The 26,857-nt window shown below is 40.7% G+C and carries 28 protein-coding genes, 1 pseudogene and 2 riboswitches; of the genes and pseudogenes, 19 read left to right on the top strand and 10 right to left on the bottom strand.

The genetic code is table 11. From position 1 onward, the window contains the following. Positions 1-9 precede the first annotated feature (9 nt). The 13 genes from kynU to BS1321_RS05710 all read left to right on the top strand — a co-directional run bounded on the left by kynU (position 10) and on the right by BS1321_RS05710 (position 12,997). Positions 10-1,272 carry a kynureninase gene (kynU, locus tag BS1321_RS05770; RefSeq protein ID WP_063232148.1) on the top strand — a complete coding sequence of 421 codons (1,263 nt, stop codon included), beginning with the start codon at positions 10-12 and terminating at the stop codon, positions 1,270-1,272. A gap of 60 nt (positions 1,273-1,332) precedes the next feature. Continuing rightward, a complete protein-coding gene (locus BS1321_RS05765; RefSeq protein ID WP_063232147.1) occupies positions 1,333-2,634 on the top strand; it encodes an amino acid permease in 1,302 nt (433 codons plus the stop codon). 17 nt (positions 2,635-2,651) lie between these two features. Continuing rightward, a complete protein-coding gene (gene kynA, locus BS1321_RS05760; protein WP_063232098.1) occupies positions 2,652-3,497 on the top strand; it encodes a tryptophan 2,3-dioxygenase in 846 nt (281 codons plus the stop codon). 111 nt (positions 3,498-3,608) lie between these two features. Then, entirely contained in the window at positions 3,609-3,755 is a 147-nt protein-coding gene (locus BS1321_RS28605; RefSeq protein WP_144477883.1) for a cyclase family protein, read from the top strand. 348 nt (positions 3,756-4,103) lie between these two features. Continuing rightward, positions 4,104-4,757 (top strand): nicotinate (nicotinamide) nucleotide adenylyltransferase, encoded by a 654-nt coding sequence (nadD, locus tag BS1321_RS05750; protein WP_063232146.1) that lies wholly within the window; start codon positions 4,104-4,106, stop codon positions 4,755-4,757. A gap of 258 nt (positions 4,758-5,015) precedes the next feature. Continuing rightward, entirely contained in the window at positions 5,016-6,047 is a 1,032-nt protein-coding gene (locus BS1321_RS05745) for a sulfate ABC transporter substrate-binding protein (protein ID WP_063232097.1), read from the top strand. Between the two features lie 66 nt (positions 6,048-6,113). Next, entirely contained in the window at positions 6,114-6,953 is an 840-nt protein-coding gene (gene cysT, locus BS1321_RS05740; RefSeq protein WP_063232096.1) for a sulfate ABC transporter permease subunit CysT, read from the top strand. Between the two features lie 65 nt (positions 6,954-7,018). Beyond that, positions 7,019-7,852, top strand: coding sequence for a sulfate ABC transporter permease subunit CysW (gene cysW, locus BS1321_RS05735; protein ID WP_232522797.1), 834 nt, complete (start codon positions 7,019-7,021; stop codon positions 7,850-7,852). A 10-nt stretch (positions 7,853-7,862) separates the two neighbouring features. Then, entirely contained in the window at positions 7,863-8,927 is a 1,065-nt protein-coding gene (locus BS1321_RS05730; RefSeq protein WP_063232094.1) for a sulfate/molybdate ABC transporter ATP-binding protein, read from the top strand. 523 nt (positions 8,928-9,450) lie between these two features. Continuing rightward, complete coding sequence (locus BS1321_RS05725) at positions 9,451-10,821, top strand: C40 family peptidase (protein WP_063232093.1); 1,371 nt, start codon at positions 9,451-9,453, stop codon at positions 10,819-10,821. Positions 10,822-11,019: 198 nt separating this feature from the next. Then, entirely contained in the window at positions 11,020-11,466 is a 447-nt protein-coding gene (locus tag BS1321_RS05720) for a hypothetical protein (RefSeq protein WP_063232145.1), read from the top strand. Continuing rightward, positions 11,454-11,753, top strand: a complete 300-nt coding sequence (locus BS1321_RS05715; protein WP_063232092.1) for a YxcD family protein — start codon at positions 11,454-11,456, stop codon at positions 11,751-11,753. The genes BS1321_RS05720 and BS1321_RS05715 overlap by 13 nt, the downstream gene beginning before the upstream one ends. Positions 11,754-12,022: 269 nt before the next feature. Beyond that, on the top strand, positions 12,023-12,997 hold the full coding sequence (locus BS1321_RS05710; protein ID WP_063232091.1) for an aldose 1-epimerase: 975 nt from the start codon (positions 12,023-12,025) through the stop codon (positions 12,995-12,997). Positions 12,998-13,031: 34 nt separating this feature from the next. Here the strand turns inward: BS1321_RS05710 and BS1321_RS05705 are convergent, their stop codons facing one another. After that, positions 13,032-14,420: an amino acid permease gene (locus tag BS1321_RS05705; protein ID WP_063232090.1), complete on the bottom strand. Its 1,389-nt coding sequence runs from the start codon at positions 14,418-14,420 to the stop codon at positions 13,032-13,034. A 524-nt stretch (positions 14,421-14,944) separates the two neighbouring features. On the opposite strand from BS1321_RS05705, the gene BS1321_RS05700 reads away from it, so the two are divergent. The 3 genes from BS1321_RS05700 to BS1321_RS05690 all read left to right on the top strand — a co-directional run bounded on the left by BS1321_RS05700 (position 14,945) and on the right by BS1321_RS05690 (position 16,608). Next, a complete protein-coding gene (locus tag BS1321_RS05700; RefSeq protein ID WP_069981673.1) occupies positions 14,945-15,112 on the top strand; it encodes a YezD family protein in 168 nt (55 codons plus the stop codon). A gap of 173 nt (positions 15,113-15,285) precedes the next feature. Continuing rightward, positions 15,286-16,071 carry a serine hydrolase gene (locus BS1321_RS05695; RefSeq protein ID WP_063232089.1) on the top strand — a complete coding sequence of 262 codons (786 nt, stop codon included), beginning with the start codon at positions 15,286-15,288 and terminating at the stop codon, positions 16,069-16,071. A gap of 39 nt (positions 16,072-16,110) precedes the next feature. Beyond that, positions 16,111-16,608: a YdcF family protein gene (locus tag BS1321_RS05690; RefSeq protein ID WP_326152022.1), complete on the top strand. Its 498-nt coding sequence runs from the start codon at positions 16,111-16,113 to the stop codon at positions 16,606-16,608. Positions 16,609-16,658: 50 nt separating this feature from the next. On the opposite strand, the gene BS1321_RS05685 is transcribed toward BS1321_RS05690, so the two are convergent. After that, the gene (locus BS1321_RS05685; RefSeq protein ID WP_063232087.1) at positions 16,659-16,919 is read right to left on the bottom strand and encodes a hypothetical protein; all 261 of its coding nucleotides are present in this window, start codon (positions 16,917-16,919) and stop codon (positions 16,659-16,661) included. Between the two features lie 310 nt (positions 16,920-17,229). Between BS1321_RS05685 and cspC the strand changes: the two genes are divergently transcribed. Beyond that, a complete protein-coding gene (cspC, locus tag BS1321_RS05680; RefSeq protein WP_010331195.1) occupies positions 17,230-17,430 on the top strand; it encodes a cold shock protein CspC in 201 nt (66 codons plus the stop codon). Between the two features lie 125 nt (positions 17,431-17,555). Here cspC and BS1321_RS27805 read toward each other — a convergent pair whose 3' ends face one another. Continuing rightward, positions 17,556-17,723 (bottom strand): hypothetical protein, encoded by a 168-nt coding sequence (locus BS1321_RS27805; RefSeq protein ID WP_169803969.1) that lies wholly within the window; start codon positions 17,721-17,723, stop codon positions 17,556-17,558. Positions 17,724-17,842: 119 nt separating this feature from the next. On the opposite strand from BS1321_RS27805, the pseudogene BS1321_RS28080 reads away from it, so the two are divergent. Continuing rightward, positions 17,843-18,168, top strand: a pseudogene (locus BS1321_RS28080) (hypothetical protein); the annotation flags it as partial. Between the two features lie 101 nt (positions 18,169-18,269). On the opposite strand, the gene BS1321_RS05670 reads toward BS1321_RS28080, so the two are convergent. Beyond that, entirely contained in the window at positions 18,270-19,502 is a 1,233-nt protein-coding gene (locus tag BS1321_RS05670; protein WP_063232086.1) for an aminopeptidase, read from the bottom strand. 383 nt (positions 19,503-19,885) lie between these two features. Next, positions 19,886-21,373 carry an aldehyde dehydrogenase family protein gene (locus tag BS1321_RS05665; protein WP_063232085.1) on the bottom strand — a complete coding sequence of 496 codons (1,488 nt, stop codon included), beginning with the start codon at positions 21,371-21,373 and terminating at the stop codon, positions 19,886-19,888. Between the two features lie 270 nt (positions 21,374-21,643). Here BS1321_RS05665 and BS1321_RS05660 point away from each other — a divergent pair, with 270 nt between their 5' ends. Then, positions 21,644-22,849, top strand: a complete 1,206-nt coding sequence (locus BS1321_RS05660) for an MFS transporter (protein ID WP_063232084.1) — start codon at positions 21,644-21,646, stop codon at positions 22,847-22,849. A 40-nt stretch (positions 22,850-22,889) separates the two neighbouring features. Here BS1321_RS05660 and thiE read toward each other — a convergent pair whose 3' ends face one another. From thiE to tenA, 5 genes are read right to left on the bottom strand one after another with little or no spacing between them, the layout of a single operon-like run. Further along, entirely contained in the window at positions 22,890-23,522 is a 633-nt protein-coding gene (thiE, locus tag BS1321_RS05655; RefSeq protein ID WP_063232083.1) for a thiamine phosphate synthase, read from the bottom strand. Continuing rightward, positions 23,503-24,318 (bottom strand): hydroxyethylthiazole kinase, encoded by an 816-nt coding sequence (gene thiM, locus BS1321_RS05650; RefSeq protein ID WP_063232082.1) that lies wholly within the window; start codon positions 24,316-24,318, stop codon positions 23,503-23,505. Before thiM ends, thiE begins: the two co-directional genes overlap by 20 nt. Further along, entirely contained in the window at positions 24,315-25,121 is an 807-nt protein-coding gene (gene thiD, locus BS1321_RS05645; protein ID WP_063232081.1) for a bifunctional hydroxymethylpyrimidine kinase/phosphomethylpyrimidine kinase, read from the bottom strand. Before thiD ends, thiM begins: the two co-directional genes overlap by 4 nt. Then, positions 25,090-25,617, bottom strand: coding sequence for an energy coupling factor transporter S component ThiW (gene thiW / locus BS1321_RS05640; RefSeq protein WP_174524152.1), 528 nt, complete (start codon positions 25,615-25,617; stop codon positions 25,090-25,092). Before thiW ends, thiD begins: the two co-directional genes overlap by 32 nt. Positions 25,618-25,626: 9 nt before the next feature. Continuing rightward, entirely contained in the window at positions 25,627-26,316 is a 690-nt protein-coding gene (gene tenA / locus BS1321_RS05635) for a thiaminase II (RefSeq protein WP_063232080.1), read from the bottom strand. 89 nt (positions 26,317-26,405) lie between these two features. Then, positions 26,406-26,511: riboswitch (TPP riboswitch) on the bottom strand. A 158-nt stretch (positions 26,512-26,669) separates the two neighbouring features. Beyond that, positions 26,670-26,774, top strand: a riboswitch (SAM riboswitch). Positions 26,775-26,857: the final 83 nt, after the last annotated feature.

Here is a 26,857-nt window from a genome sequence, read left to right as displayed (position 1 = left end):
TTCATTTCAATGAAAGAGTATGCGAAAACTTTAGATCAGGAAGATCCATTAGTTTCTTACAGAAAGGAATTCTATTTGAACCCCGGGATGATTTATATGGATGGAAACTCATTGGGACTTTTATCGAAGCGGGCTGAGAAAAGTTTAATGAAGTCATTGGAAGATTGGAAAAGGTATGGAATAGACGGCTGGACGGAGGGTGCAGAGCCCTGGTTTTACTTTTCTGAGAGATTGGGTGAATTGAGTGCCCCGTTGGTAGGGGCTGCAAGGGATGAAGTAATAATGGGAGGATCAACTACAGCTAATCTGCATCAGCTTGCGGCCACTTTTTTTGAACCGAGAGCTGGCAGGAATAAGATTTTGGCGGATGAACTAACGTTTCCGAGTGATATCTATGCACTTCAAAGCCAACTCCAATTGCATGGGCTTAATCCTTCAGAACATTTAGTTCAGGTGAAAAGCCGAGATGGTAAATTCCTTGAAGAAGATGACATCATTGCAGAGATGAACGAGGAAATCGCGTTGATTGTGCTTCCGACGGTTTTATATCGCAGCGGTCAGATCCTTGATATGGAGAGGTTGACGAAGGAAGCGCATGCTCGTGGAATCATGATAGGTTTCGATGCCTGTCATTCCGTGGGTGCCGTTCCGCACTGGTTTGACAACTGGGAAGTGGATTTCGCGTTTTGGTGTAATTATAAGCATTTGAATGGCGGACCGGGTTGTGTAGCTGGGTTATATGTGAACCGTAAGCATTTTGCAAGGCTGCCCGGTTTGGCTGGTTGGTTTGGCTCAAGGAAAGATAAGCAGTTCGATATGGAACATTCCTTTACCCAGGCAAATTCGGCAGGAGCCTTCCAGATTGGAACTCCCCATATATTAAGCATGGCTCCCCTTTTAGGCTCACTTGAAATGTTTGCGGAAGTGGGGATAGAACAAGTTCGGAAGAAATCCTTGAGGCTGACTCAATATCTTATGGAGTTATTAGAATCGGAATTGATGGGATATGGATTTGAAATTGGGAGTCCAAGGCATGAATCAAAAAGGGGCGGTCATATCATCCTTGAACATCCAGAAGCTGCGAGAATATGTAAAGCATTGAAACAAGAGGCCATCATACCTGATTATCGTGAACCGAATATGATTCGTTTAGCACCTGTTGCTCTTTATACCTCTTTTCAGGAAGTCTATGAAACTGTACAGGTACTAAAAAAGATCATGGACGGCAGATTATATGAAAACTATGAAAATAAAAGGGGAATCATTGCCTAGAATGGGAGTAACATATGGAGAAAAATAAGCTGCATCGTGAATTCATCGAATCAAATCACTATGATAGCCATGGGATGTGCAATTGGCACCGGATTATTTTTGGGCAGCGGCCTTGCGATTTCAACAGCAGGTCCAAGTGTACTTATCAGCTATGCAATAGGTGCATTCATTGTCCTTCTACTGATGGGCTGTTTGGCGGAAATGACTGTAGCCTATCCAACATCGGGATCCTTTGGAACCATTGCTGAAAAATATATAAGTCCATTTGCTGGTTTTGTTGTGAGGTATTCATATTGGATAGCGAATGTCCTAGCCATTGGTGTCGAAGTGAGTGCCATCGCTGTTTATATGAAATATTGGTTCCCAGCTGTACCTGGAAGCGTTTGGATTTTCCTTTTTGCTGCACTGCTAATCTATGTAAATGCGACGAGTGTCAATACATTCGGGAATTTTGAGTATGTATTTTCAATGATTAAAATCAGCGCCATTGTCATATTCATTCTACTGGGCGCCTACGTGGTGATTGGTGCCGAACCTTCAAGCGGGATCGGTGTAGAGAACTATGCAAATGATGGAGGGTTTATGCCTTTCGGGTTTTGGGGGCTCTGGGTCGCCATATTCATTTCGCTCTTCAGCTTTTTAGGAACTGAGTTGATTGCGGTGACGGCGGGAGAAGCAAAGGATCCGGATGTTGCCGTACCTAAAGCTTTGAAGGCAACTGTCTTCAGGCTTGCCACTTTTTATGTACTGACAATCGGGATCATGTTAATGATTGTTCCCTGGCAATCGGCTGGTATTGATAAAAGCCCATTTGTTAGGGTAATGGAAATCCTGAATATTCCTGGAGCATCGGGGATAATGAATTTCATTATTTTAACCGCTGCTTTATCTGCAATGAATAGTCAATTATATGCCTCCACCAGAATGATATATTCATTATCGGAGCAACAGCAGGCTCCAGCCCTATTTCAAAAAGTGAGCAGGAAAGGAGTTCCGGTAAGGGCCCTTCTCATCTCCACTTTGGGCATATTTCTTGCTGCGGGAGTAAAGGTCCTGCTTCCGGATACTTCATATGCATTCATGATGGGGATATCGATGTTCGGAGCCATTTTAACCTGGTTCATGGTGTTCATTTCCCATTTATATTTCAGGAAGAGGTGGGAGAAATCAGGGGGCCGCAAATTACCGGTTAAAATGTATGGATTTCCATATCTAACGATTCTTGGTGCATTTCTTTTGTTAGCTTTGACGGTATCTACCTGGTTCACTGGCCCGTTTAAAATCGTGCTCCAGTTCGGTGTTCCTTGGCTGATCTTTCTTTGCATCGTTTATTTATTGATGTCGAAAATAAAAAGAATGTAAAGGGAAAGAGGGATAGTATGGATAAGGGACCAAGAGATGAACATCGTTTGGAAGAAAGTATGGTAACTGATTTTGAAAAAGATATGTCCTATGAGGACTACCTACATTTAAATCAAATATTATCAAGTCAGCATCGGCTTTCAGGCCATCACGATGAAATGCTGTTCATCATCATTCACCAAACTAGTGAATTGTGGATGAAATTGATCCTCCATGAATTGACTGCGGCAACAGACCACATTCAGGCAGGACGTTTGGAGCCTTCCTTTAAGATGCTATCCAGAGTGGCCAGGATCCAACAGCAACTTGTTCAATCCTGGAATGTGCTTTCGACCTTGACTCCATCCGATTATATGGAATTCCGGGAGAAACTAGGAAACTCTTCAGGGTTTCAATCATTTCAGAACAGGTTGATAGAATTTGCAATGGGTCAAAAGAATTCGCAAATATTGGCCGTTTTCCGTCATCAGCCCGAGCTTTATGAGTCGATGATGGCAGCCTTGAATAAACCTAGTATTTATGATGCGGCTATAGGGGCTTTGGCTGCAAGAGGGCTTCCCATTGATCAATCGGTCTTGAACAGGGATTGGTCTGTAATTTATCAGGAAAATGCAAGTGTTGAAAACGCGTGGCTGACAGTTTACCGTGATGTGCATAAATACTGGGATTTGTATGAGTTGGCCGAAAAACTCGTTGATATTGGAAGTCAACAACAATTCTGGAGATTCAATCATATGAGCACCGTAGAAAGGATCATCGGTAATAAAAAGGGAACTGGCGGATCGTCCGGTGTAAGTTATCTGAAGAAAGTGGTCGAACAGTCGTTTTTTCCTGAGCTTTGGACATTAAGGACCAAACTTTAAGCTTTGACCGGAGAGAGAAATACGTGAATCAATGGTTAGATATTACTCAGCGCCTGAATGAAAATACGCCATATTGTTTGGCCATGAGATACGCAATCTCATAATTCATCAATGGCTGAAGGGGTCATCTGTCAATGTAGGGAAATCCGGATGAGTACCCATTTAGGAACTTATATTGATGCTCCCTATCATTTTGATGGGAATGGAAAAAAGTCATCGAACTTGATCTTGATTAATAAATTGGCACTGCTACTGTAGTTAAGGTGGGCGAAGCTGAAAGCAATGGCATTAAAGCTTTTGAAGGCATCTAATGGAAGGGACTCAGCCGTTTTCCTGAATGGATTCCACCGGTTGAACCAATGTAGCTCCCTTCCTTGCAAATAAAGGGGTGGTTGAACTCGATTTACCTTCCGTTGACTATCTCGGCAGCAAAGAATTGCCTGCCCACCATGCACTGTCAGCCTGTGTGATTCATATCCTCGAAGGACTGGTCCTTGGGAGCCTCGGATGTACGATTTGGTTGCATTGCCGCTTGCATTAGAAGCTGGGGACGGGAGTCCGGTCAGGGCATTGTTGAAAAGAAAGGTTGATGAGGGGGATAAAAGGATGGGCAAAATTGGAGTTTATGGATCTTCCTTTGATCCGGTCACGAATGTGCATTTATGGACAGCATCGACCATTGCGCATCGTGCTAAGCTAGATAAGGTGATTTTTTTGCCTTGCGCAGATGGCCGTATCGATAAACAGATGAAAACGAGCAATGAACACCGTTGGGAAATGCTCAAGCTGGCTATAGGGGGCAATCCATTATTCGAAGTTAGTGATTATGAAATAAATGAACGCGCCGGAACTAGTAAACAATATACTTGGTATACGATGGAATATTTTAAATCACGATTTCCAAAGGACGAAGTTTATTTCATAATGGGTGCAGATTTACTTGAAGATATTGATAATCAGGAGTTACCGGTACACTTACGATGGAAATTCAGGGAAAAATTGATTGCCAATCATAAATTCATCGTCATGTCACGGGATGGGATCGATATGCTGAAAATAATATCCAAAAGTCCATTGCTAAGGAATTATGATGATGGCAATACATTTCACCTTATTGATAAAGGCCTATCCATGGAAATCAGCTCTACATATATAAGGGATGAATTCGCGATGGGCGGGGAACCAAGATATTTGCTGCCTGATCAGTGTTATCAGTATATCGTGGACAATAAGCTGTATCAAAAAGGATCAAATTCTTAAATGTTGGGCTCGATCTCTCAGTTGGATCGAGCTCTTTCGTTTGGAAAATTCTTTACTCTTCTATTCGTGAATGAGTTTATAAAAGGGCTTGTTTATTTATAAAACACAGTTGACAACTTGGTATACTTTGCTTTATGTTAATGATACATAAATTCAGAATATTTGCTGATCAGAGAACTGAAGGCATACTATCTCCTTGAATAAAAATAAAAAGGGAAGTAGTGTGCTTTTTTTGTTGCAAAAAACAGGGGGGATTCCATGAAAAAGTTGATGATATTGACAAGTTTGATTTTAGCCTTCGGTGTACTTGCAGGATGCAACTCGGAAAAAACGGAAGGGGATGGGTCATCAAAGTCAGTCGAGCTACTGAATGTGTCGTATGATCCGACACGAGAATTGTACCAGGAATTCAATGAAGCGTTCGTGAAGCACTGGAAAGAAGAATCCGGTCAGGATGTAACGATTCAACAATCCCATGGCGGATCTGGTAAACAGGGCAGGGCAGTCATTGATGGATTGGAGGCGGATGTCGTTACATTGGCATTGGCTTATGATATTGATGCCATATATGAAGCTAGTAACCTGTTAGCGAAGGATTGGCAGAAACGGTTACCGGAAAACTCTACACCATACACATCAACCATTGTGTTTTTGGTGAAAAAAGATAACCCTAAAGGCATTAAAGATTGGGATGATCTTATTAAAAAGGATGTATCCATCATTACACCAAATCCAAAGACAAGCGGAGGGGCAAGGTGGAATTACCTGGCTGCCTGGGCTTATGCGGAGAAGAATTTCGATAATGATGAAACAAAGGTGAAGGATTTCATGAAAAAACTTTATCAGAATGTTGAAGTCCTGGATTCAGGGGCACGCGGTGCAACCACCACTTTTGTAGAAAGGGGAATTGGTGACGTACTTATCGCTTGGGAGAATGAAGCCTATTTAACTCTGGAAGAATTTGGTGCTGACAAATATGAAATCGTCAATCCTTCAATCAGTATATTAGCAGAGCCACCGGTAGCTGTTGTCGATGAAGTGGTCGAGAAAAAAGGAACAAAGGAAGTGGCTGAAGCCTACCTGGAATACCTATATACGGATGCCGGCCAGGAAATTGCCGCGAAAAACTTCTATCGTCCAAGGGATGAAAAGATTCTCGCTGAATATGAAGAGCAATTTGCCAATATCGATATGGTGACGGTTGATGATACGTTTGGCGGGTGGAAAAAAGCCCAAGAAACGCATTTTAATGATGGTGGTACATTTGACGAAATTTATCAACCGCAATAAGCATGAAGGAGAAGATGGCTTAACATCTTCTCCTTCATAAATCAGAAAAAGGGCTGAGGCGAAGCGATGAATATAGTGACAGAAGGTAAACAGACGAAAAAGAGGACCATACCCGGTTTTGGATTGACGATGGGTTTTACGCTGCTGTATCTCTCCATCATCGTTTTGATCCCGTTATCCATGGTTTTTCTAAACACATTTTCAATGGGGTTCCAGGATTTTTGGGCGACCATAACTGAACCAAGGGTTCTCGCTTCATATAAATTGAGTTTTATGACAGCGTTAACTGCGGCCTTCGTGAACGCAGTTTTTGGTGTGTTAATTGCCTGGGTGCTTACTCGTTATGAGTTTCCAGGCAAACGGATCATCGATGGATTGGTTGATTTGCCTTTTGCCCTCCCGACTGCTGTGGCAGGGATTACTTTGACCACTTTGTATTCACCGAACGGATGGATAGGGCAATTTTTCAGCTTTAAAGTCGCTTTCACTCCTGCGGGGATCATCATCGCCCTAATATTTATCGGTCTTCCATTCGTGGTGCGGATGGTTCAACCGGTGCTTGAAAATATCGAAAAAGGGATGGAAGAAGCATCCGCCTCTTTAGGGGCGAATCGAATGCAGACATTCATTAAAATTATTTTCCCGGAATTGATTCCAGCGATATTGACGGGTTTTGCACTTTCTTTTGCGAGGGCACTTGGAGAGTATGGATCTGTTGTCTTCATTGCCGGAAATATGCCGTTTAAAACGGAGATTTCCCCGCTGATCATCATGACAAAGCTCGAACAGTATGATTATGAGGGTGCAACAGCTGTTGCAGCCGTCATGCTCATTATTACATTTATAATTCTGTTCACCATCAATATCTTACAATGGTGGACCGGCAAAAGATATTCAGGGAAGTAGGAGGGGACATGATGGAAAATGATAATTCAGTGGTTGCTAATAAAACGAATCACTCAGTCATTTTTATGAGAAACGCAACAAAAGAGCCTAAATCCATACAGTGGGTCCTTATTTCCATTGTATTGCTATTTCTGACTTTATTTTTAGTTGTCCCATTAATCGCGATCTTTGTAAAGGCCTTTGAAAAAGGTGCCGAAGCTTATTTTGCGGCCATTACCCATCCTGATGCCTTGGCTGCAATTAAATTAACATTGATCGTTGTCCTCATCACTTTGCCACTCAATGCCATATTTGGTGTAGTTGCTGCGTGGACCATAACAAAATATGATTTTAAGGGAAAAAACTTCTTAATAACATTGATAGATTTGCCTTTTTCCGTTTCACCCGTCATTGCTGGGTTGATTTTTGTCCTTCTGTTTGGCTTACATGGAACACTTGGTCCACTGCTGCAATCCTTTGACATTAAAGTGATTTTTTCAATACCGGGGATTGTCATCGCCTCCATTTTCATTACCTTCCCATTCATTGCGCGTGAATTGATTCCGCTCATGCAAAGTCAGGGGACGTCTGAAGAAGAGGCCTCACTCACGCTGGGTGCGGGAGGGTTTAAGACATTTTGGTATGTGACGCTTCCAAATATAAAATGGGGACTTCTATATGGAGTCATCCTTTGCAGTGCAAGGACAATCGGGGAGTTTGGAGCTGTATCGGTCGTATCGGGCCATATAAGGGGCATGACCAATACGATGCCGCTTCATATTGAAATCTTATACAATGAATATCAATTTTCGGCTGCCTTTGCCGTTGCATCCCTGATGTCCATTTTTGCAATTATAACCTTGATCATTAAAAGTTTCATAGAATGGAAAACGGACTTTAAATCAACCAAAGCGAGTTAGGAGGAATGAAATGAGTATCATCATTGAAAATGTTACAAAATATTACGGTTCTTATCAAGCACTCCAAAACATCAATTTGGAAATAAAGAGCGGTGAACTCGTAGCCCTTCTTGGCCCTTCTGGATCGGGAAAAACGTCATTACTGCGTATCATCGCGGGTCTTGAACAAGCAGAGTACGGAAAGATCCTCTTCAATGAAGAGAATTACACGCATAAGCATGTAAAAGATAGAAATGTGGGTTTCGTCTTTCAGCATTATGCCCTTTTTCGTAATATGACCATTTTTGATAATATCGCCTATGGATTAAAGGTCCGTCCTAAAAAAATAAGGCCCAGTAAAGAAGTTATTGAACAAAAGGTTACTGAATTGCTTCAGCTCGTCAAGCTGGAAGGATATAAAGATCGTTATCCATCCCAATTATCAGGCGGCCAGCGCCAGCGTGTCGCATTGGCAAGGGCACTTGCGGTTGAACCGAATATCCTTTTGCTTGATGAACCATTCGGGGCATTGGATGCCAAGGTTCGCAAAGAACTTCGGCGTTGGCTAAGAAGGCTTCATGATGAATTCAATGTTACGAGTGTGTTCGTGACGCATGATCAGGAAGAGGCGATGGATGTTGCTGATCGGGTCGTAATCATGAATGAAGGGAAAATTGAACAGATTGGAACTCCGGAAGAAGTATATGATCACCCGGAAAATCCCTTTGTTTATGATTTTCTCGGCAGTGTCAATCTTTTCAAAGGCAATGTTCATCAAGGTAAATTGGTAACTGGGAATGTGGAAATGAATGCCCCGGGCAGCGAAGATGGTGTGGGCACTGGTTATGTAAGGGCTCATAACTTTATCATAGAAAGAGAAACATCCGAAAAGGATTCGATTGCATCCATAATTGACCACATCCATACAATTGGCCCCATCGTCCGGATAGAAGTCATTCGTCAGGATACAAACGAACCGCTGGAAATCGAACTGACGAAAGAACAATATTTGAATCTGGAGATAAGCAAAGGCGAAAGTGTATTTGTTCGACCAAAAGAAATGAAGGTTTTTGTCGACTATATGGCTGGAATTTAAGAATGGGTCGAATATTGACGGAAAAACCGCTGATGAGCGGTTTTTTTTGTTTTTTTAATGGGGATGCCAGCGGACCTTCCTTTATGTAAGGAAAATAAGCTGCAATCTGTTTCAAAAGGGCTTCCATACATTCGAAAATGGTCAGTTTTAATCTGCCAATAGTCTGTGGTCCCTTGGTGCTAAACACTAGATAGAAAGTCTTGCATCAAAATAAGAAGGTTATTATGTAAAAAAATGGTTGTTTTATCACACGAAAAAGTCGAATTTTTATGTTTTATGTTAAAATTGAAATATAATTGTAATATTGCTATTACGCATTTGACAAAATCTGATGATATACTACGACTTAGATGAAAACATAGTAGAGTTTAAGAAATGTATTTTATATAATTACAATCTTAGAAAATTACATAAAGAGTAAAAAAAATAGAGAAGAGTTCCCAGCAATTTATTTTGACTAATAATTTTTCATAGAGAAAAAGAAGTGGGTCGATGGAAATGCAAGGGGAGGAAAGCAGGGGAAATGAGTTTGAAGAAAAAACTTATCGTATTGAACACGACAATTATGCTTGGATTAGGGAGCGCTTTTGCCATACCATCTGTAAAAGCTGAATCTATCTCGGATATTCAATCGCAACGCACAGGAATACAATCAGATATTTCAGAGGCAGAACAAGTTATTCAGGAATTGAAAAAAGAACAAACGAAAATGAATTCCCAAATTGCCCAGATAGAATCGGCAATGAAAGAAAATGACCAAAAAATCAAAGATACTAAACAAGAAATTAAAGACACCGAAAAAGATATAGATTCTTTAAAGAAAGAAATTAAAGCCTTGGAAGAAAGAATCGCAAAACGCGAGGAAGTCTTGAAAGAGCGCGCCCTTTCATTCCAAGAGAGCGGCGGGGACGTTGAGTACCTAGAAGTTGTTTTAGGTTCTAAAAACTTTGGTGAATTCGTTAATCGTGTGGGAGCGGTAGCCACTATCGTGGAAGCTGACCAACAGATTCTTAGCGAGCAGGAAGCGGATAAAGCTGACTTAGAAAAAAAACAAGAGACTGTTGAGAAAAAATTGCAAAGCCTTAAGGATATGGAAGTAGAGCTGAAAGGCATGCAATCTCAAATTGAAGATCAAAAAGCTGAAACAGTCAATATGAAGGCAAAGATTGAAAAGAAAGAATCGGAAACAGAGGCACTTAAACAATCTTTAGAAAATAAAGATGCTGGTTTAGAAGCACAAATAGCTTCCATTCGTGAAAATATCAAAAAAGAGGAAGAACGTAAGGCATCAGAGAAAGCTGATCTTGACCGTGCTGCTGAAGAAGTGAATTCTTCAAATTCTTCTAGTGAAGAATCATCAAGTTCTTCTAAAGCTGAATCGTCAGCATCTGGTTCGTCTAAAGGTGAATCATCTTCAAATTCATCTAAAAACAGTTCTGCTGATAAACCTGCAGCAGCTAGTAAGCCTGCAGCTAGTAAAACTGAAACTTCAAGTAAGCCAAGCAGTGCAAATACAGGCTCTGCAATTACAGCAGGTTATAAATATATCGGTAACTCCACATATAAATTTGGTGGCGGAAGAACGGCATCCGATATTGCTAACGGTTTATTCGATTGTTCAGGATTCGTTGCATGGGCTTATAAACAAGCTGGTGTGAACCTTCCAGCCAGTACGGGTGCATTGACAAGTGCAGGACGTCAAGTTTCTAAGAGTCAAATACAACCTGGAGATTTAGTGTTTTTCAATACCTATAAAACTGATGGCCATGTCGGTATTTATGTCGGTGGCGGCAAATTTATAGGTTCCCAAAGTTCAACAGGTGTTGCAATCGCGAATATGGAAAGTGGATATTGGGCAGGTAAATTCAACGGCCGTGTCGTTCGTGTAAACTAATATTTCTTTAATAAGCAGGGGAGAAATGGCCTCTGCTTATTTTTTTTGAAAAAAATCGAAAAAAGTGAAACTTATTTTGAAACTAAACGTAAATACTATAAGATAAAACAAGGATAGGTGATGTGGACTTTCAGTTAATCTGGGAAAAGATATAATGAAACAACATTCCATACTATTAAACGGAGGCAAAAAAACATGATGAAAAAATTTATGGCTGCATTACTTACAATTACACTAGCATTCTCGCCAGTCGGCACTTATGTATTCCAGGATCATTCGGAGTCAGTCGATGCAAGGGGTTACAAGTCTGGAAAAAGAAGTTTTAACAGCAACAACAATAATAATTCGAATTTCCAAAATAAAGAAACGAAGAAGTCCGATGCTACTACTACTAATAAAGCGAAGACTGATACAAAAAGTGGAAACTCATTCACAAAAGGCGGCTTAATGAAAGGAATTATGCTAGGTGGACTGGCAGGTTTACTTTTTGGTAGCCTATTCGCCAATATGGGCGCGCTTGGTTCTATACTAGGACTATTAATCAACGTGATAGCAGTTATTGCATTAATCGTTGTAATCCGTAAAATATTCACATATTTCAAAGATAAGAAGAAGAAAGAGGATCCAAACCCATGGAGAGGCTAAAGATTTCCGAACAAGATATCATCAACGCGGTTTGTGTTTATATTGGCCGTAAAAAGCAGGTACAACCCAATGAGGTAGAAGTGGAGTTAATGTATGATGATGATTATGGCTTTTCGGCGGAAGCGTTTGTCGATGGCCGGAAACAAGTGTTAATTACCATCAATTTGATAGAAGCGCTTCGCTTATGGCTGGATGAATATATGAGTAAAGATCCATACTCGGGTATTGAACTTGTTTTGGATGATGAAGAAGGCATAGTGGCTTTAGTAAGTGAAAGTAATAGATAAGTAAAAAAGGATGCCGTTTAGGCATCCTTTTTCTATTTAATAAGGTTTAATGTTAGTCGATTGGTGTGAAGGAAAAGGATAAAAGAGAAATAGAAAAATAGAAAAATAGAAAAATAGAAAAATAATAAAGCAAGCTAAGCAAAATCCTAGATTACCAACACTTATTTCAAACAAATAAATAATAAGAATGAAATGTATTTTCCATTTGTTGCAAAAAATGGTCGATGGAAGTAGGATGGATATATGTTCAAGACAAAGGAGGAGAATAAGTGACAGGTTATATAGAAGATATCACTTTTTTAAATGAAAAGGCCATAAAGTTCGGCAATGAAAAAGTGGAAGCGATACTTGCGCCATCTTTAGGAAGCAATCTGCTTTCGTTTAGGTACAAGCATAAGGATATGGAGGTGCTGCGGACTCCGGATAGTTTGGAAGAGTATAACAAAGCTCCCATTTTATACGGAATGCCAATCCTGTTTCCACCCAATCGAATTGAAGATGGTCAATTTACATATAAGGGGACTGCGTATAAGTTTCCAATCAATGAAATGGAAAAAACCAATCATATTCATGGTTTTTTGCATGACAAGCAGTGGCAAGTCTGCAAAAAGGAAGTGAACGGGAAAGAAATCGTCATTAATACTGAATTTTCAAGCAGTGATTTTGATCTAAAAGGTAGCTTTCCACAAGATATCACTGTGAAAATGTCTTTGTCTTTAAGAGCTGAAACATTGGATATCAAATTGGAAATCACCAACAAGGGCGATAAACCCTTTCCATGGGGAGCAGGTTATCATACTGTATTCAATTTTCCATTTGGACCAGTGAGTAAATTGGAGGATTGCAGAATTTCTCTTCCCGTCAATAAACAATGGGAGTTGAATGAAAGGTCATTGCCCACTGGTGCAATTCATGAAACGGCCAATACATTGGAAATCCAAAACGGTTTTAGCTTGGACGGCCGGCTGTTTGATGACCTATTTGGATATGATGAGGAAAGAGCTCTGGAAAACGAGTGCATTCTCACTGACCAAGAGGCTGGCATAGAGGTCATCTATCATGGCGATCAACATTTTAAGTTTTGGGTATTGTTCAACCAGGAGGGGTTCGTATGTCCTGAACCATATACATGGGTAACGAATGCTCCTAATTTGGATCTGTCTGCAAAATTGACTGGATTGAGGGAGTTAAGCTCAGGGGAAACGGTACAGCTGAGAACTAGATTGGCAATAAACGAAATATAAAAAAACACCTTGGCGAATGCCAAGGTGTTTAAGGTTATGATTTTTTTCTCATCCAGAGCGGGTATAGGACGATTCCGAATACATATAAGGCAATGCCAAGTATGAATGTATTCATATCAGCTGTACCTGTCTTGATGACCCAGATCGAGTAGATTAATGCAAGGATGGTGATAATGCCATCACGTACCCTTGAGCCTTTCATGATGTCATAGGTTTCCCCAGTCATGACTAGTTTCAATTGATACAGAGCGGATGCAAGATACGGGATCAAGTAAGCGAGTGTAGCGACGATCATTGAGAATTTATATGCTTCCAAAATCGTACCCGAAATAGTGGAGAATAAGAATATCTGTGTCATGATATTTGTTATTGTCATAGAACGGACGGGTGTGCCATTTTTGTTCGATTTCGCAAAATAGGCCGGAAACAGATCCGATTTCGCTGCCTGGTAAGGAACCTCAGATGCTACGACAATCCATCCGATTGTAGATCCCAATAAGGAAATGACGGCAAGAGCAGCCATTATATATGTGCCGCTTGAACCAACTACAGCTTGTAGTGCGTCAACAAGTGGTTTTTGTGATATTTTCAATTCCTCTTGTGATATGGCACCCATCGTCAATAAAGTAATGCCGATATAAATGGCAACAGCAATAAGTAAACCAAGAATCGTCGCTTTCTTTACATCATTTTGTGACTTGGCACGGTTTGAAAGCATGACGGCAGCTTCAATACCAATGAAGGCCCATAATGTTGAAATTGCAGCAGCATTTACTTGATCACCTAAAGAGATTGCAGATCCCGTCTTATCATAAAATTCGGCTCCGTTCCCTAGATTGGAAGTATCGAAGATGAAAATCGTGATAATGATGAAAAATAAGAATCCAAGCACTTTGGTAACCGTAGCAAAAAGATTCATTTTCCCAGCACTGTTAAAACTTCTTACTAAGATTGCCTGAATCCCCCAAAGGGCAATGGAACAAACCGCAAACGTTAATGCTTTACCTAGCTCAAGTTGAAACGAACCCGCTGTATAAATCACTTTCGAACTATGCATCACCGGGAAAAACGTTGATAGGTAACCAGCAAATGAAATGATGACAGAAGCTGTCGCTGCCCAATTCGCAGCCCAATAGCCCCAAGCCATGCTATACCCTGAAACCCTTCCTTTAGCAGGAGATTTAAATAATGATTGAGCATAACTTTGCGGTCCAGCCTTCAAATCCGGTTTCCGGATTGCAAGGTTACCAAACACCAAAGCTATTAGAAAAACTCCCAGTCCAGTAACAATCCATGCCAATGTGGCCCCTAATGGACTGGATACTTGTGCTAATTGAGCAGGGAGCATGAAAATTCCGCCGCCGACCATATTTCCAATTACGAATGTGGTCAAAATCAATAAACCCCATTTTTTATTTACCATTTATATCGAACCTTTCTTAAATACAAAGTGTGTGTTTATACCGACAACTTATACTAAAATAGTATATCTCAAACAGTTTAGTTTGGTAAAGTGGTAAATAAGTAAAATATAAAACGCAGACTAATCAGAAAATTTAAATGCAAGATTGACAAAAGGGTGAAATTGGATTATATTAGTAATACCAAGTTAATTGGTACGAATAATATGGTTTGTCACTTTAAATCGTATTTTTCTATAACATAAGCAACTCCCGAATATTGCCGATTAGTCAACTAAAGGCACCCTTACATCTAATGTATTAGATGGCGGGTGCCTTTTATTTTTTATAGTGAGGGGAGGGGAATATGGAGTTCCTATTAACTGGTTATTCTTATACGGAAAGTAAAGTGATGAGGATATGATAGGTAAACCAAGTTCCTCAAGAAAACATTGAAAGTGGGAAGCGAACATGTGCTTTTCGTTCGAACCTTTTTAACATTAGGCATGAAACGAAGCTTTATTACCAGTAGTGAAGGGGAGATATTATGGAAAAGAAAGAAGAATTGAAAATCAGGCATATCATTTCAAGCTTGGAAGATCTGCAATATGGGTCCGTGATAATAACCATACATGATGGTGAAATAACACAGGTGGATACAACCGAGAAGAAACGATTCCCATTAGCGAAGAGCAGGGCCGTTAAAGCCAGATGAATAACAGTTATTAAGGGAGCTTTCGATATGAAGGCTCTTTTTTTATACTGAAATCTATTCAATTTGGAATTTCGAAGAAGATTGTACTGCTTTTAACATGGTAGAATAAGTTAGGGGATAAGGGAGTTTTTTATAGGGGATTAAATGATATCTAAGGGAGGAACAGGGAATAGATGACCTTACAAACTATAGAACATGATATCTTGGCATTAATTGAAGCATTTAATGGGAAAATCGCATATAAAATTGAAAATGGTCTTGGGGACACGATTGGATATCACGAGAATGAATCCTTTCAATCAGCGAGTTTGATCAAAATACCAATGATCATCGAAGGTTATCGTCAAAGTGAACAAAAGAAGATCTATTTGAATCAACCAGTGACCATCCCGCCTAATGAAGTGACTGGGGGATCTGGGGTCCTGCATGTCTTATCGAATAAGGTATTTTTAACCGTAGAGGATTTATTGACATTGATGATAACTGTTTCCGACAATACATCCACGAATATGATGATGAACCTGTTGGGCTTTGAGGAAATCAATCAATGCATCAAGGAACTTGGTTTGAAAAATACTGTCCTTGAACGAAAAATGCAGGATTTTAAGGCATTAAAAGAAGGGCGCGACAATACCATATCGGCTGAAGATACGATTACCTGTTTAAAAGCCATACATACAGGAAACTTTTTAATGAAAGAAAGTCAGGAAAGAATATTGCGTGTATTTGACAATCAGCAATTAAGGGATAAACTTCCATCACTGATGGGCAGAGGGGTCAAGATAGCAAGCAAAACGGGCGGAATTCGGGGAGTTGCCCATGATTGTGCAATCATTCGTTCAGAAACACAAACTGTTTATGCTGCAGTTCTTACTGAAGATATAAAATCAGAGGAAGAAAGCCGTCAAGTAATCAGTAAAATAGGAAAATTGATATATGATGATATAGTCGCAGAATAAACTAGCATAATGAATATTGGAAAAAGCGGGAAGTCTTTCATGATTTCCCGCTCTTCGATCTTAGTAAATGCCGATTACCTCATTATTCTTGGAGCAAGGGTCAAAGGTTCGGTTCCATCATTATCCTTACAATACCGGATTGAAAAAGCTGCAGAATATTTAACGGCGAATAAACATACAGTGGTCATTGTATCTGGTGGCAAAGGACCGGGAGAAGATATATCGGAAGCAAAAGCAATGCAACAGAGGCTAATCGCCCAGGGAATTGAAGAAGCACGCATCATGATGGAAGACAAATCTACAACAACTTACGAAAATATAGTTTTCTCTAAAGAGCTCATTCCTGATACAGCAGCTTCTGGATTGATCGTAAGTAATGACTTTCATATCTACCGGGCAGTTGAAATAGCAAAGAAAGAAGGCTTGGACATGAAGGGAATACCGGCAAAGACACCAAAAGTGTCACTGTTGAAATCATATACCCGTGAATATCTTGCAATTACCAAATATTATTTGACAGAGTTGATTGGGAGGTAACATCCAGTGGCTTAATTCGATTTCTCCTAAAGATGGGGAGGGTGCTTTCATTATTCGACTTCCACGACAACATTAGGAACTTCCCAAAAATCTTTCTCTTGATATAGCTCTTTAAGTGTCTTAAAAACGGGATAACCGGTATAGGTAATCTCGACTTGTTCATCAGCATCCACTTCTTCCACATCTATATCATCAACAAAACCAAGTTGATCATCGATTTCCATTAAATAAAATCCGAGTGCCTCATACCCGCTATAGGCTACAATAACCTTACTGTCAAGACCGCTATTAGAAACTTTGTAATATTTCATTGATTGACCTCCTTGTTGTAAATTCTTTAAGTGAATATGGTTACTTTTTCTTATACTCTGATATACCCGTTAATCGATATCTGAATCATTCAATTGGATGAATAAAGAAAATATTGGATGAATAAAGAAAATAAAGGAAATAGGAAGGCGAACCAGTATTTTTAAAAATATTTCTAGAAATTTGCAATCTTTATCATTTCATGTTAATCTAATAAAGAATTGTTTTTGATTGTGGAAGAGGATAATAATTATTTTCCAAATGATTAAAAATAGTAATACAATGTGTGTTATGCACTAGGAGGCAACAACAATGGAACAAGGTACAGTTAAATGGTTTAATGCAGAAAAAGGTTTTGGATTTATCGAACGTGAAAACGGAGACGACGTATTCGTACATTTCTCAGCTATCCAAAGCGAAGGATTCAAATCTTTAGACGAAGGTCAAAAAGTAACTTTCGACGTTGAGCAAGGTGCTCGTGGAGCTCAAGCTGCTAACGTTCAAAAAGCTTAATTTTAATATTAAATCGTAACCTATATGAACAGACTTCCCGATGGGGAGTCTGTTTTTTATTGTGCCAAAAAATAAAAGCAAAAAAAATCCCACTCTGAGCTGAGTAGGGTTTTAGGGACGTGTTATTAAGATTTTTTTAATTCTTCCTCAAAGAAAAAAGTAGTTGGATGTTCTTTTACAGTATAAGAATATCTTTTCATGTTTTTTACATATGCCCATTTATTAATGGTTACTAATTCATTAGTATCCTGAATAGTTACTGTTTCACCAGTATTATACTTATTGCTTTTCAATTTAGCCACCCTCTTTACTAATAGTATAACATATTTGGGAATGAAAGATGTGACCAAGATATTACAAGGATATATTAGGTTTAAAAAATCAGGCTATGTATACGGCACTGAGCTGCTATGATGGTTTAGCGAATACAGAAGGTGAAGGGCGGAATGCGGTTTTTTTAGCTGAACAAGGAATGGATATCACAGTTCGGGATTATGCGGAGTCAGGTTTCGGAAGTCTATTCCATTTATCAATTACCGTATGAAAGCGGAGGACCACGGATACGGAGTTTTTGTATTCCCTCCAAGAATTTTTAGTGACTTTTGAGGACTGGCGAATCATTCATTTCTTTATGGGGAGGCTGTCCGAAACGAGGGGGGTCTTCATAAAGGCGTATGCCATGTCATTCCGTTTGCTGGACAAAAGCTAAAAGCTAAAAGCCTGATGGTGATTGATTAACGGGGCATGAAAAAACAGCCACATGTTCCCTAGTATACAGGAAACACGTGGCTATGAATTAAATGAAGGTTTTCAAGTGATGGACGCTTAATGTCAGTTAATTAAAACGCCCAATCCCCATTACGGAAGACAGGTTCCGAAGAGCCGTCCTGTTTGATGCCGTCGATGTTCATTTTCTCTGATCCAATCATGAAATCGACATGTGTAAGGCTTTCATTCAGTCCATTTTCTGCAAGCTCTTCTGGACTCATGTTTTTTCCGCCTTCAATACAGAAAGCATAGGAACTGCCGATAGCGAGATGGTTTGATGCGTTTTCATCGAATAATGTATTGAAGAATAAAACATTCGATTGGGAAATTGGTGAGTTGAATGGAACAAGTGCCACTTCACCAAGATAGTGTGAACCTTCATCCGTTTCAACCAATTGTTTTAGGATTTCTTCCCCTTCTTCAGCTTTTACTTCAATGATCCGTCCTTCCTTAAAGGTCACAGAAAAATTATTAATGATGTTTCCGCCGTAACTAAGGGGTTTAGTACTGGAAACTGTACCATTAACACCTGTTTTCAATGGAACCGTAAACACTTCTTCGGTCGGCATGTTAGCCATGAATTCATGACCCTGTACGTTAACGCTTCCTGCTCCGACCCAAAGATGTTTGTCAGGTAACTCAATTGTCAGGTCAGTTCCAGGAGCCGTGTAATGCAATTTTTGGTAATGCTTGTCATTTAAATAATCAACCTTTTCATGCAGGGTATCATCGTGTTTTTTCCAGGCCTCTACAGGATCCTTCACATCAACACGAACAGCTTTGAAAATGGCTTCCCATAGCATATCAATGCGTTTTCCTTCTGCCTCTTCAGGGAATACTTTATCGGCCCAAGCTTTTGAAGGGACGGCGACTATGGACCAGCTAACTTTATCGGATTGCATATACTGACGCCACTTTTTCAGTGCAGTCCCGGATGCTTTTTGGAAGTTGGCAATCCTTTCAGGCTTTACACCTTTCAATAAGTCTGGGCTGGAGGAGATGACGGATAGATAAGCAGCTCCGTTTTCTGCAAGTTCGATCGTTTCTTCTGCACGCCACTTTGGATACTCGTGGAACACCTCATCGGGAGCGAGTTCATATTTAGTGCGTGAAACGATATCGTCATTCCAATTAACAATGACATTGCGCGCACCGTTTTCATATGCTTTCTTTACAATGAGACGCACAAGGTCAGCACCCTCTAATGTTGTGTTTACGACCAGCGTTTGATCTTGTTGGATGTTTACGCCGACTTTTACGGCAAGTTCTGCATATTTTTCTAAATTCGTTTGAAAATCACTCATCATTTCAAAACTCCTTTTCCATTTTCTACATTTATAATTGTACTTATTGTTCTATAAAAAAGAAACTTTTTACATCGTTTGTGAAAACTTATAGTTAATTAAACGAAGGAGTTCTTTGTAACTGTCAAGGAGCCGAAATCAATTCGGATCAGTTTAGGTTCAATCACTTTACCAACCCCGGCATCATTATCGTATGAGCACATAACCTCCCCAGCCAGCTCAAGCCGCAGCCGGTTTGCCTATCTTGCATTCTACCAAAATTATAGAAGGAAAGACTATTGAAAAGGTTTGAATAGTTGCATAATTTAATTATTTGGCACAGTGAATCAATGGACTGAAAGAAAGAGGGCCTCTTTGAGACCCTCTTCTTAATAGTCAAAAACTCACTTACCCAAATTAATCCAAACGCTTTTCACTTCAGAATAGTTGTCCAGTGCATAAGATCCCATTTCACGTCCGATTCCGGATTGTTTGTAACCGCCGAACGGGGAAGCTGCGTCGAACGCGTTATAACAGTTCACCCACACTGTACCGGCACGGAGTTTTCCTGCAACATAATGGGCATTGGCTATATCGCTTGTCCATAAGCCGGCAGCCAACCCATATTCACTGGCATTTGCACGGTTAATGACATCATCTAAATCCTCGAATGGCATTGCAGCTATGACCGGCCCGAAAATCTCTTCTTTAGCAATCGTCATATCCTCTTCAACACCAGCGAATATAGTAGGAGAAACAAAGTAGCCTTGTTCACCCGGTTTATTTCCGCCGACAAGAACTTCCGCACCCTCGTTTTTCCCTTTTTCAATATAGCCCATTACCCGATTTTGCTGCTCCTGGGAAACAAGCGGTCCAATTTGAGTACTTGGATCTAATCCTGCCCCTTGTTTGATGTTTTTTGCATGGCTGGCCATATCGGCAACAACATTATCATAATGTTTCTTTTGAATATAAACCCTTGAACCGGCACAGCATACCTGCCCTTGGTTAAACATGACCCCATTCAAAGCTCCAGGGATGGCTTTTGAGAAATCCGCATCAGGTAGGATGATGTTTGGAGATTTCCCTCCAAGTTCCAATGTGACACGTTTCAATGAATATGAAGCGGAACGCATGATCAATTTTCCAACTTCGGTCGAACCGGTAAATGCAATTTTATTTACTTGCGGATGGTCGACAAGTGCTTGTCCAGCGGTTTCACCAAAACCGGGAACGATATTGACTACTCCATCAGGGAAACCGGCTTCAGCCAATAAATCAGCCAGGTAAAGAGCGGAAAGCGGTGTTTGCTCAGCAGGCTTTAATATGACCGTACAACCTGTAGCAAGTGCCGCTCCCAGTTTCCACATCGCCATAAGAAGCGGAAAGTTCCATGGGATGATTTGGCCTACAACACCAACAGCCTCGTGTTTCGTGTAGTTAAAGTAATTTCCGCTAACCGGAATGGTCTGTCCAACAATCTTGGTGGACCAGCCAGCAAAATATCTCATATGTTCTATAGCTAAAGGAATGTCGGCATTGGTAGTTTCACTGATTGGTTTACCATTATCCAACGTTTCCAATTGAGCAAGTTCAGTTTTATTTTCTTCCATTAAATCGGCAAGTTTATACATAAGCCTACTGCGTGCAGCTGCGCTCATTCTTGACCAAGGCCCCTCATCGAATGCTTTGCGTGCAGCTTTGACAGCTAAGTCGATATCCTCTTTATCAGCTTCATAAACATCGGCAAGTTTTTGTCCTGTAGCAGGATTAGGAGTGGAGAAGGTTTTTTTTGAAGCACTTTCTACAAACTGACCATTAATATAGAGCTTTTTTGGTCCTGTTAAAAATTTTTGCAGCTTTCCACTTACTTCTAACGTTAGATTTGTCATAATTACCCTCCTGAATTAAATGATTATCTTGGGCAAAACATGATGACTTATTGTTAACGCTATGATTTATGCCAATTTTTATGATAAATGAAAAAAAGGGAATATTCAATCTATAACATTCGACAGAATAACCAAGATTTCTTCATCATTTTAAAAATGAGATATTTTTTGTCATGACATGTGTAATTACTATAGCAAAAATGAAAGTTAATAGTTAAAATGAATAAGGATAAAATAACAAGAAGGTCTAAAGTTCTTCAGGAGGAATATATGGGAAATAATGCAAAAATGATATCGCAGCGTAAGTTACTTGGTGTTGCGGGTCTTGGATGGATGTTCGATGCACTTGATGTAGGTATGCTTTCTTTCATCATTGTTGCATTAAAACAGGAATGGAACTTAACCAGTGAGCAGGTTGGCTGGATTGGGAGCATAAACTCTATAGGAATGGCTGTTGGAGCAGTTTTCTTTGGTGCGATGGCCGACAGGGTAGGACGAAAGAATGTCTTTATTATTACATTATTATTGTTTTCAATCGCAAGTGGCCTTTCTGCAGCAGTCAGTACACTTAGCTTGTTCTTGATACTGCGATTTTTGATTGGAATGGGACTTGGAGGAGAACTTCCGGTTGCATCGACATTGGTCTCTGAAAGCGTTGAAGCGAGTAAAAGGGGAAGGGTCGTCGTCCTTCTTGAAAGTTTTTGGGCAGTTGGCTGGATTTTGGCAGCACTCATATCCTATTTCATCATTCCGGCTTATGGTTGGCGGGTTGCATTGTTATTGAGCGCAGTTCCAGCTTTATATGCGCTGTATCTGCGCTTGAAACTGCCGGATTCACCGAAGTATACGGAACTTGAAAAAAAGCAGAGACCATCTGTATTAAGCAATATGAAAAGTGTCTGGAAAAAGGAATACTCACGTCAGACCCTTGTATTGTGGATTCTATGGTTTTGCGTGGTCTTTTCTTATTACGGGATGTTTTTATGGCTGCCAAGTGTGATGGTCCTAAAAGGCTTCAGCATGATTCAAAGCTTTGAATATGTTTTGATCATGACGCTTGCACAGCTTCCGGGCTATTTTTCAGCTGCATGGCTGATAGAGAAGATGGGACGTAAATTCGTTTTGATCACATACTTAATTGGAACGGCCGTCAGTGCCTTTTTCTTTGGATCGGCAGAGGGGTTAGCACTGCTGATAGTTTCCGGGATGTTCCTATCTTTCTTCAACCTAGGGGCATGGGGTGCACTTTATGCGTATACACCTGAGCAGTATCCAACAGCAGTTCGTGGTACAGGTGCTGGGTTAGCTGCAGGGATCGGGAGGATTGGCGGTGTCCTGGGACCGTTGCTTGTAGGGTATTTAGTTGCCGCAGACACCCCGATTTCATCGATTTTCACCCTATTTACAATTGCTATTCTAGTGGGTGCAGTTGCCGTAGCTTTTGGCAAGGAAACAAAGAATACCGTTTTGACATAAACAAAAGGAAGGGGACTGTATTCAGTCCCCTTCCTTTTGTTTATTTAAAGTCTTTTATTATTTTTAAAAGGGATTCGGAGGCAGTCTTCGGACTATCTGCATTCATGATGGCCGAGACGACTGCGGTACCGGATAACCCGCTATTAGAAAGAGCGGAAATGTTATCGGCAGTGATACCCCCAATTGCTACGGCGGGAATTGATACGCTTCGACAAATTTCCTCCAGATCCCCAATTGCCATAAGAGTTGCATCTTTTTTGGTCTTGGTAGGGAAAACGGAACCGACTCCGACATAGTCTGCTCCATTTCGTTCAGCTTCGAGAGCTTCTTCAAGAGTGGAGACAGATACACCGACAATCATATCTTCAGGAACCATTTGTTTGACGACAGGCAGTGGAAGGTCATCTTGCCCAATATGAATTCCGTCCGCTGCAACCGCAAGTGCTATATCCACCCGGTCATTGATGATAAGGGGAATGGACAGCTCGTTCAATAACTGTTTTAATGCAGAAGCTTTTTTATAAAAGGAGAGTGAGGAATTATTTTTCTCTCTAAGTTGTACAATCGAGACTCCTCCTGAAACCGATTCTGCAATTATTTTGGTCAATTTTTCTAATGCTATGGACTCTTCAGTAACTAAATACAGACTTAAATCAATTTGGGACTTCTTCATTTATTTTCACCTCATGCATCCAGATTTCCTTATCCATTCTCGATATTGCATCGATTAATCGCACACGAAACGTCCCTGTTCCTTCATCTTTTTGAAGGTTTGCAGCAGCTAGTTCCCCTGAAATACTCATGGTTGAGATACCGGCAATTGCCGCAGAATAGAAATCATCAGTGACTCCGGAAAAAGTGCCGATTAGAGCAGTGGACATGCAACCGGTACCTGTAACATTTGTTAATAGGAGGTTCCCATTGTCGATGATGGACGTATGTTTTCCATCGCTGACCGCATCCCTAGCTCCGCTGACCACGACGATACTATTCAATTTATTTGCCGCTCGTGCAGCCAGCTCTGCATTGCTAATCGCAAGTTCCCCCGAATCCACCCCGCGTGTAACGGTATCCCCACCCATCAATGAAAGGATCTCACTCGCATTTCCGCGAATGATTTGGAAAGTAACCTTACTTAGGAGCTCTTTGACCTGCTCTGTACGATAGGAGGTGGCACCAACTCCAACCGGGTCCAAAATGACCGGGATATCCAGGGCATTTGCCGTCTTACCGGCAATCTCCATTGCTTCCAAGGCTTTATCATCGATCGTACCGAAATTCAGGACCAATGCATCTGCTAATTTGACCATATCCGCCACTTCTCTTGGGCTCGATGTCATTACTGGTGAACCACCGATGGCAAGGGTGGCATTTGCACAGTCGTTGACCGTAACAAAGTTGGTGATTTGGTGAACGAGTGGTTTTCTTTCTCTAACCTTCACGAATAAATCAGCTGCAGAAACCTTCATACTAAGTCACTCCGTTCTTTTTTTGAAAATGAATGAAAATGATGGACAGGTCCATGACCTTTACCAATTGAAAAGCTATTGCGTATCGCTTCAGAAATATAGGTCTTGGCCAGTTCGATCGACACTTGCAATGGCAGTCCGTTTGCCAGGTTTGATGTAATGGCGGATGATAGGGTACAGCCTGTACCATGAGTGTTTTTTGTATGAATGCGCTCTCCCCTGATCCAATGGAAGTCAGTCCCATCATAAAAAAGATCATTTGGATTTCCTGCTGCATGGCCTCCTTTAAGTAGAACGGCTTTGGGACCCATTTCTTGTATCGAAATGCATGCCCTGTAGAAATCTTGTTCCGTCCGAATCGACAAACCTGTAAGTACTTCCGCTTCCGGTACATTTGGGGTTACAAGTGTTGCAAGCGGAAGCAAATCCATTTTTAAGGCAGAGACAGCTTTTTCGTCGAGCAAATGGTGGCCGCTTTTGGAAATCATGACAGGGTCAAGGATAACGATGGCAGGCATGAAGGTTTTAAGGGACGCAGCGACTGTTTCCACTATTTCTTTTGATCCAAGCATGCCTATTTTTACTGCATCGACAGGAATATCTTCAAAGATAGCAGCAATTTGATCTGATATGATAGCTGTTTCAATTGGCTGTACTGAACGGACTTCCATTGTATTTTGTGCGGTTACGGCTGTGATGGCAGACATCCCAAAGACACCATGTGCAGAAAATGTTTTTAGATCCGCTTGTATTCCAGCACCGCCCCCTGAATCAGAGCCTGCGATGGTTAATGCTGTTTTCATAAAAAAACCCCTTCATATAATTATTTTTTAGAAGTATTTTAAGTAATATGAAAGCTAAAATCGCACCTGCGAATGAACTGAGCATAAAAGCCGGTAAAAAACCAAAAAGAGCAGCTTTTTCTCCCAATAGGAGGATGGCAAGTGGATAACAGGCTAGGGAACCGAGAATGCCGGTCCCGATCACTTCCCCTAAGCAAGCGAATTTTAAGCTTTGTGTTTTTCGATAAAGGATGGCAGCCAAAAGTGCACCGATCATGCTGCCGGGAAAGGCGAAAATTGAACCGGTACCAGACATGTTTCTAATGATGGATACTAAAAAGGCTTGAGTCACAGCATAAGCAGGCCCTAATAGAACGGCAGTCAGGACATTTGCCAGATGCTGAATAGGAAAGACCTTTGCAAATCCTGCAGGGATGAAAATAAATGAACTGGTCAGCGTCGTTATAGCCGTGATCATTGCAGTCAACGTCAGTTTCTTGATAGGATTTATCATCATGTCAACGACCTACAGTGGCCAATCCTGCTCATTTTGAACCATATCCCAGAATAAATATTCATATCGGGAAGTAACCAAAAAGTGCTTTTCTAATCTAAGAAGTTCCTTTTCTGGCATCCCTTCCGTCAATTCTTCCAACAAAGCGATCAGCCACTTGTGTGCTTCCCCGAATTCAGGAGATGAATAGGACCTTATCCAATCTGCATAGCGATTGTTCTCCAATGCTGCTCCATTTTGTTCTTTTAATAGCAAACCGATTTCATAATAATCCCAAGCGCAAGGCAGGAGACAGGCGATCAAGTCTGCCAAAGTCCCATGCTGAGCTGCATTTAGCATGTAACCTGTATAGGCTAGAGTGGTTGGAGTAGGTTCTGTATCTTCCAATTCCTTGGAACTGATCCCGAATTCGGAGGCATAATGCCGATGAATATCCATTTCCACTTGAAGGGTTTCATTTAAAATACTCGCAAACTTTGCCATGGTTTCGATGTTATGAGCTTTGATGACACCTAAAGCAAAGAGCTTGGAATAATCCATGAGATAGATATAGTCCTGCTTCAGGTAATAGGCAAATTTCTTTTCAGGAAGAGTGCCGTTTCCAATTGCCTGGACAAAGGGATGTGAATGGTTCCTTTTCCAAATCTCTTTTGCCCGTGCATGCAGTCTATCACTGAATGTTTCTAATTTAGTATTCTCCATTGTTCATCCTCCTTTAGAATGGATCCCCTTGTAAATAAAAAAACCCGTTCCTGAATACGGAACGGGGTAGATGGATATAGCCTGTAAATGGACGATATCATCCACTTCCCTCCGCCGGTATGAGCCGGTTCAGGTTCAAAGGGTCCGGAACTAATTCCATCTCAGTCTTAAAAAAAGACTCCCCTAGTGGTGTGAATTGTATGTAATTACTGACATCATATCAGAAAGACAAGAAAATGCAACCCGTATTTGAAAGAGCAATCACTTTATGTCCAGGAAAAAAGGGAGAACCAGGTAATTGACTTTTGATGATTATTAGGATAAAATCATGTCTACATCATTTATATATCGAATTCTTATCCAGAGAGGTGGAGGGACTTGGCCCAATGAAACCTCGGCAGCGGACCCGTTTTGGGAACTGTGCTAAATCCAACAAGCGTATGCTTGGAAGATAAGAAGAGCCGTACGGACACTGTCAGCCTCTTCTTGAATTAGAAGGGGCTTTTATTTTTGGGAAATAACGTTTAGTGACATAATAGAA

It is taken from the genome of Peribacillus simplex NBRC 15720 = DSM 1321 (genome assembly GCF_002243645.1).
GTDB classification, from domain to species: Bacteria; Bacillota; Bacilli; order Bacillales; family DSM-1321; genus Peribacillus; species Peribacillus simplex.
This window is presented reverse-complemented; position numbering and strand designations above follow the sequence as displayed.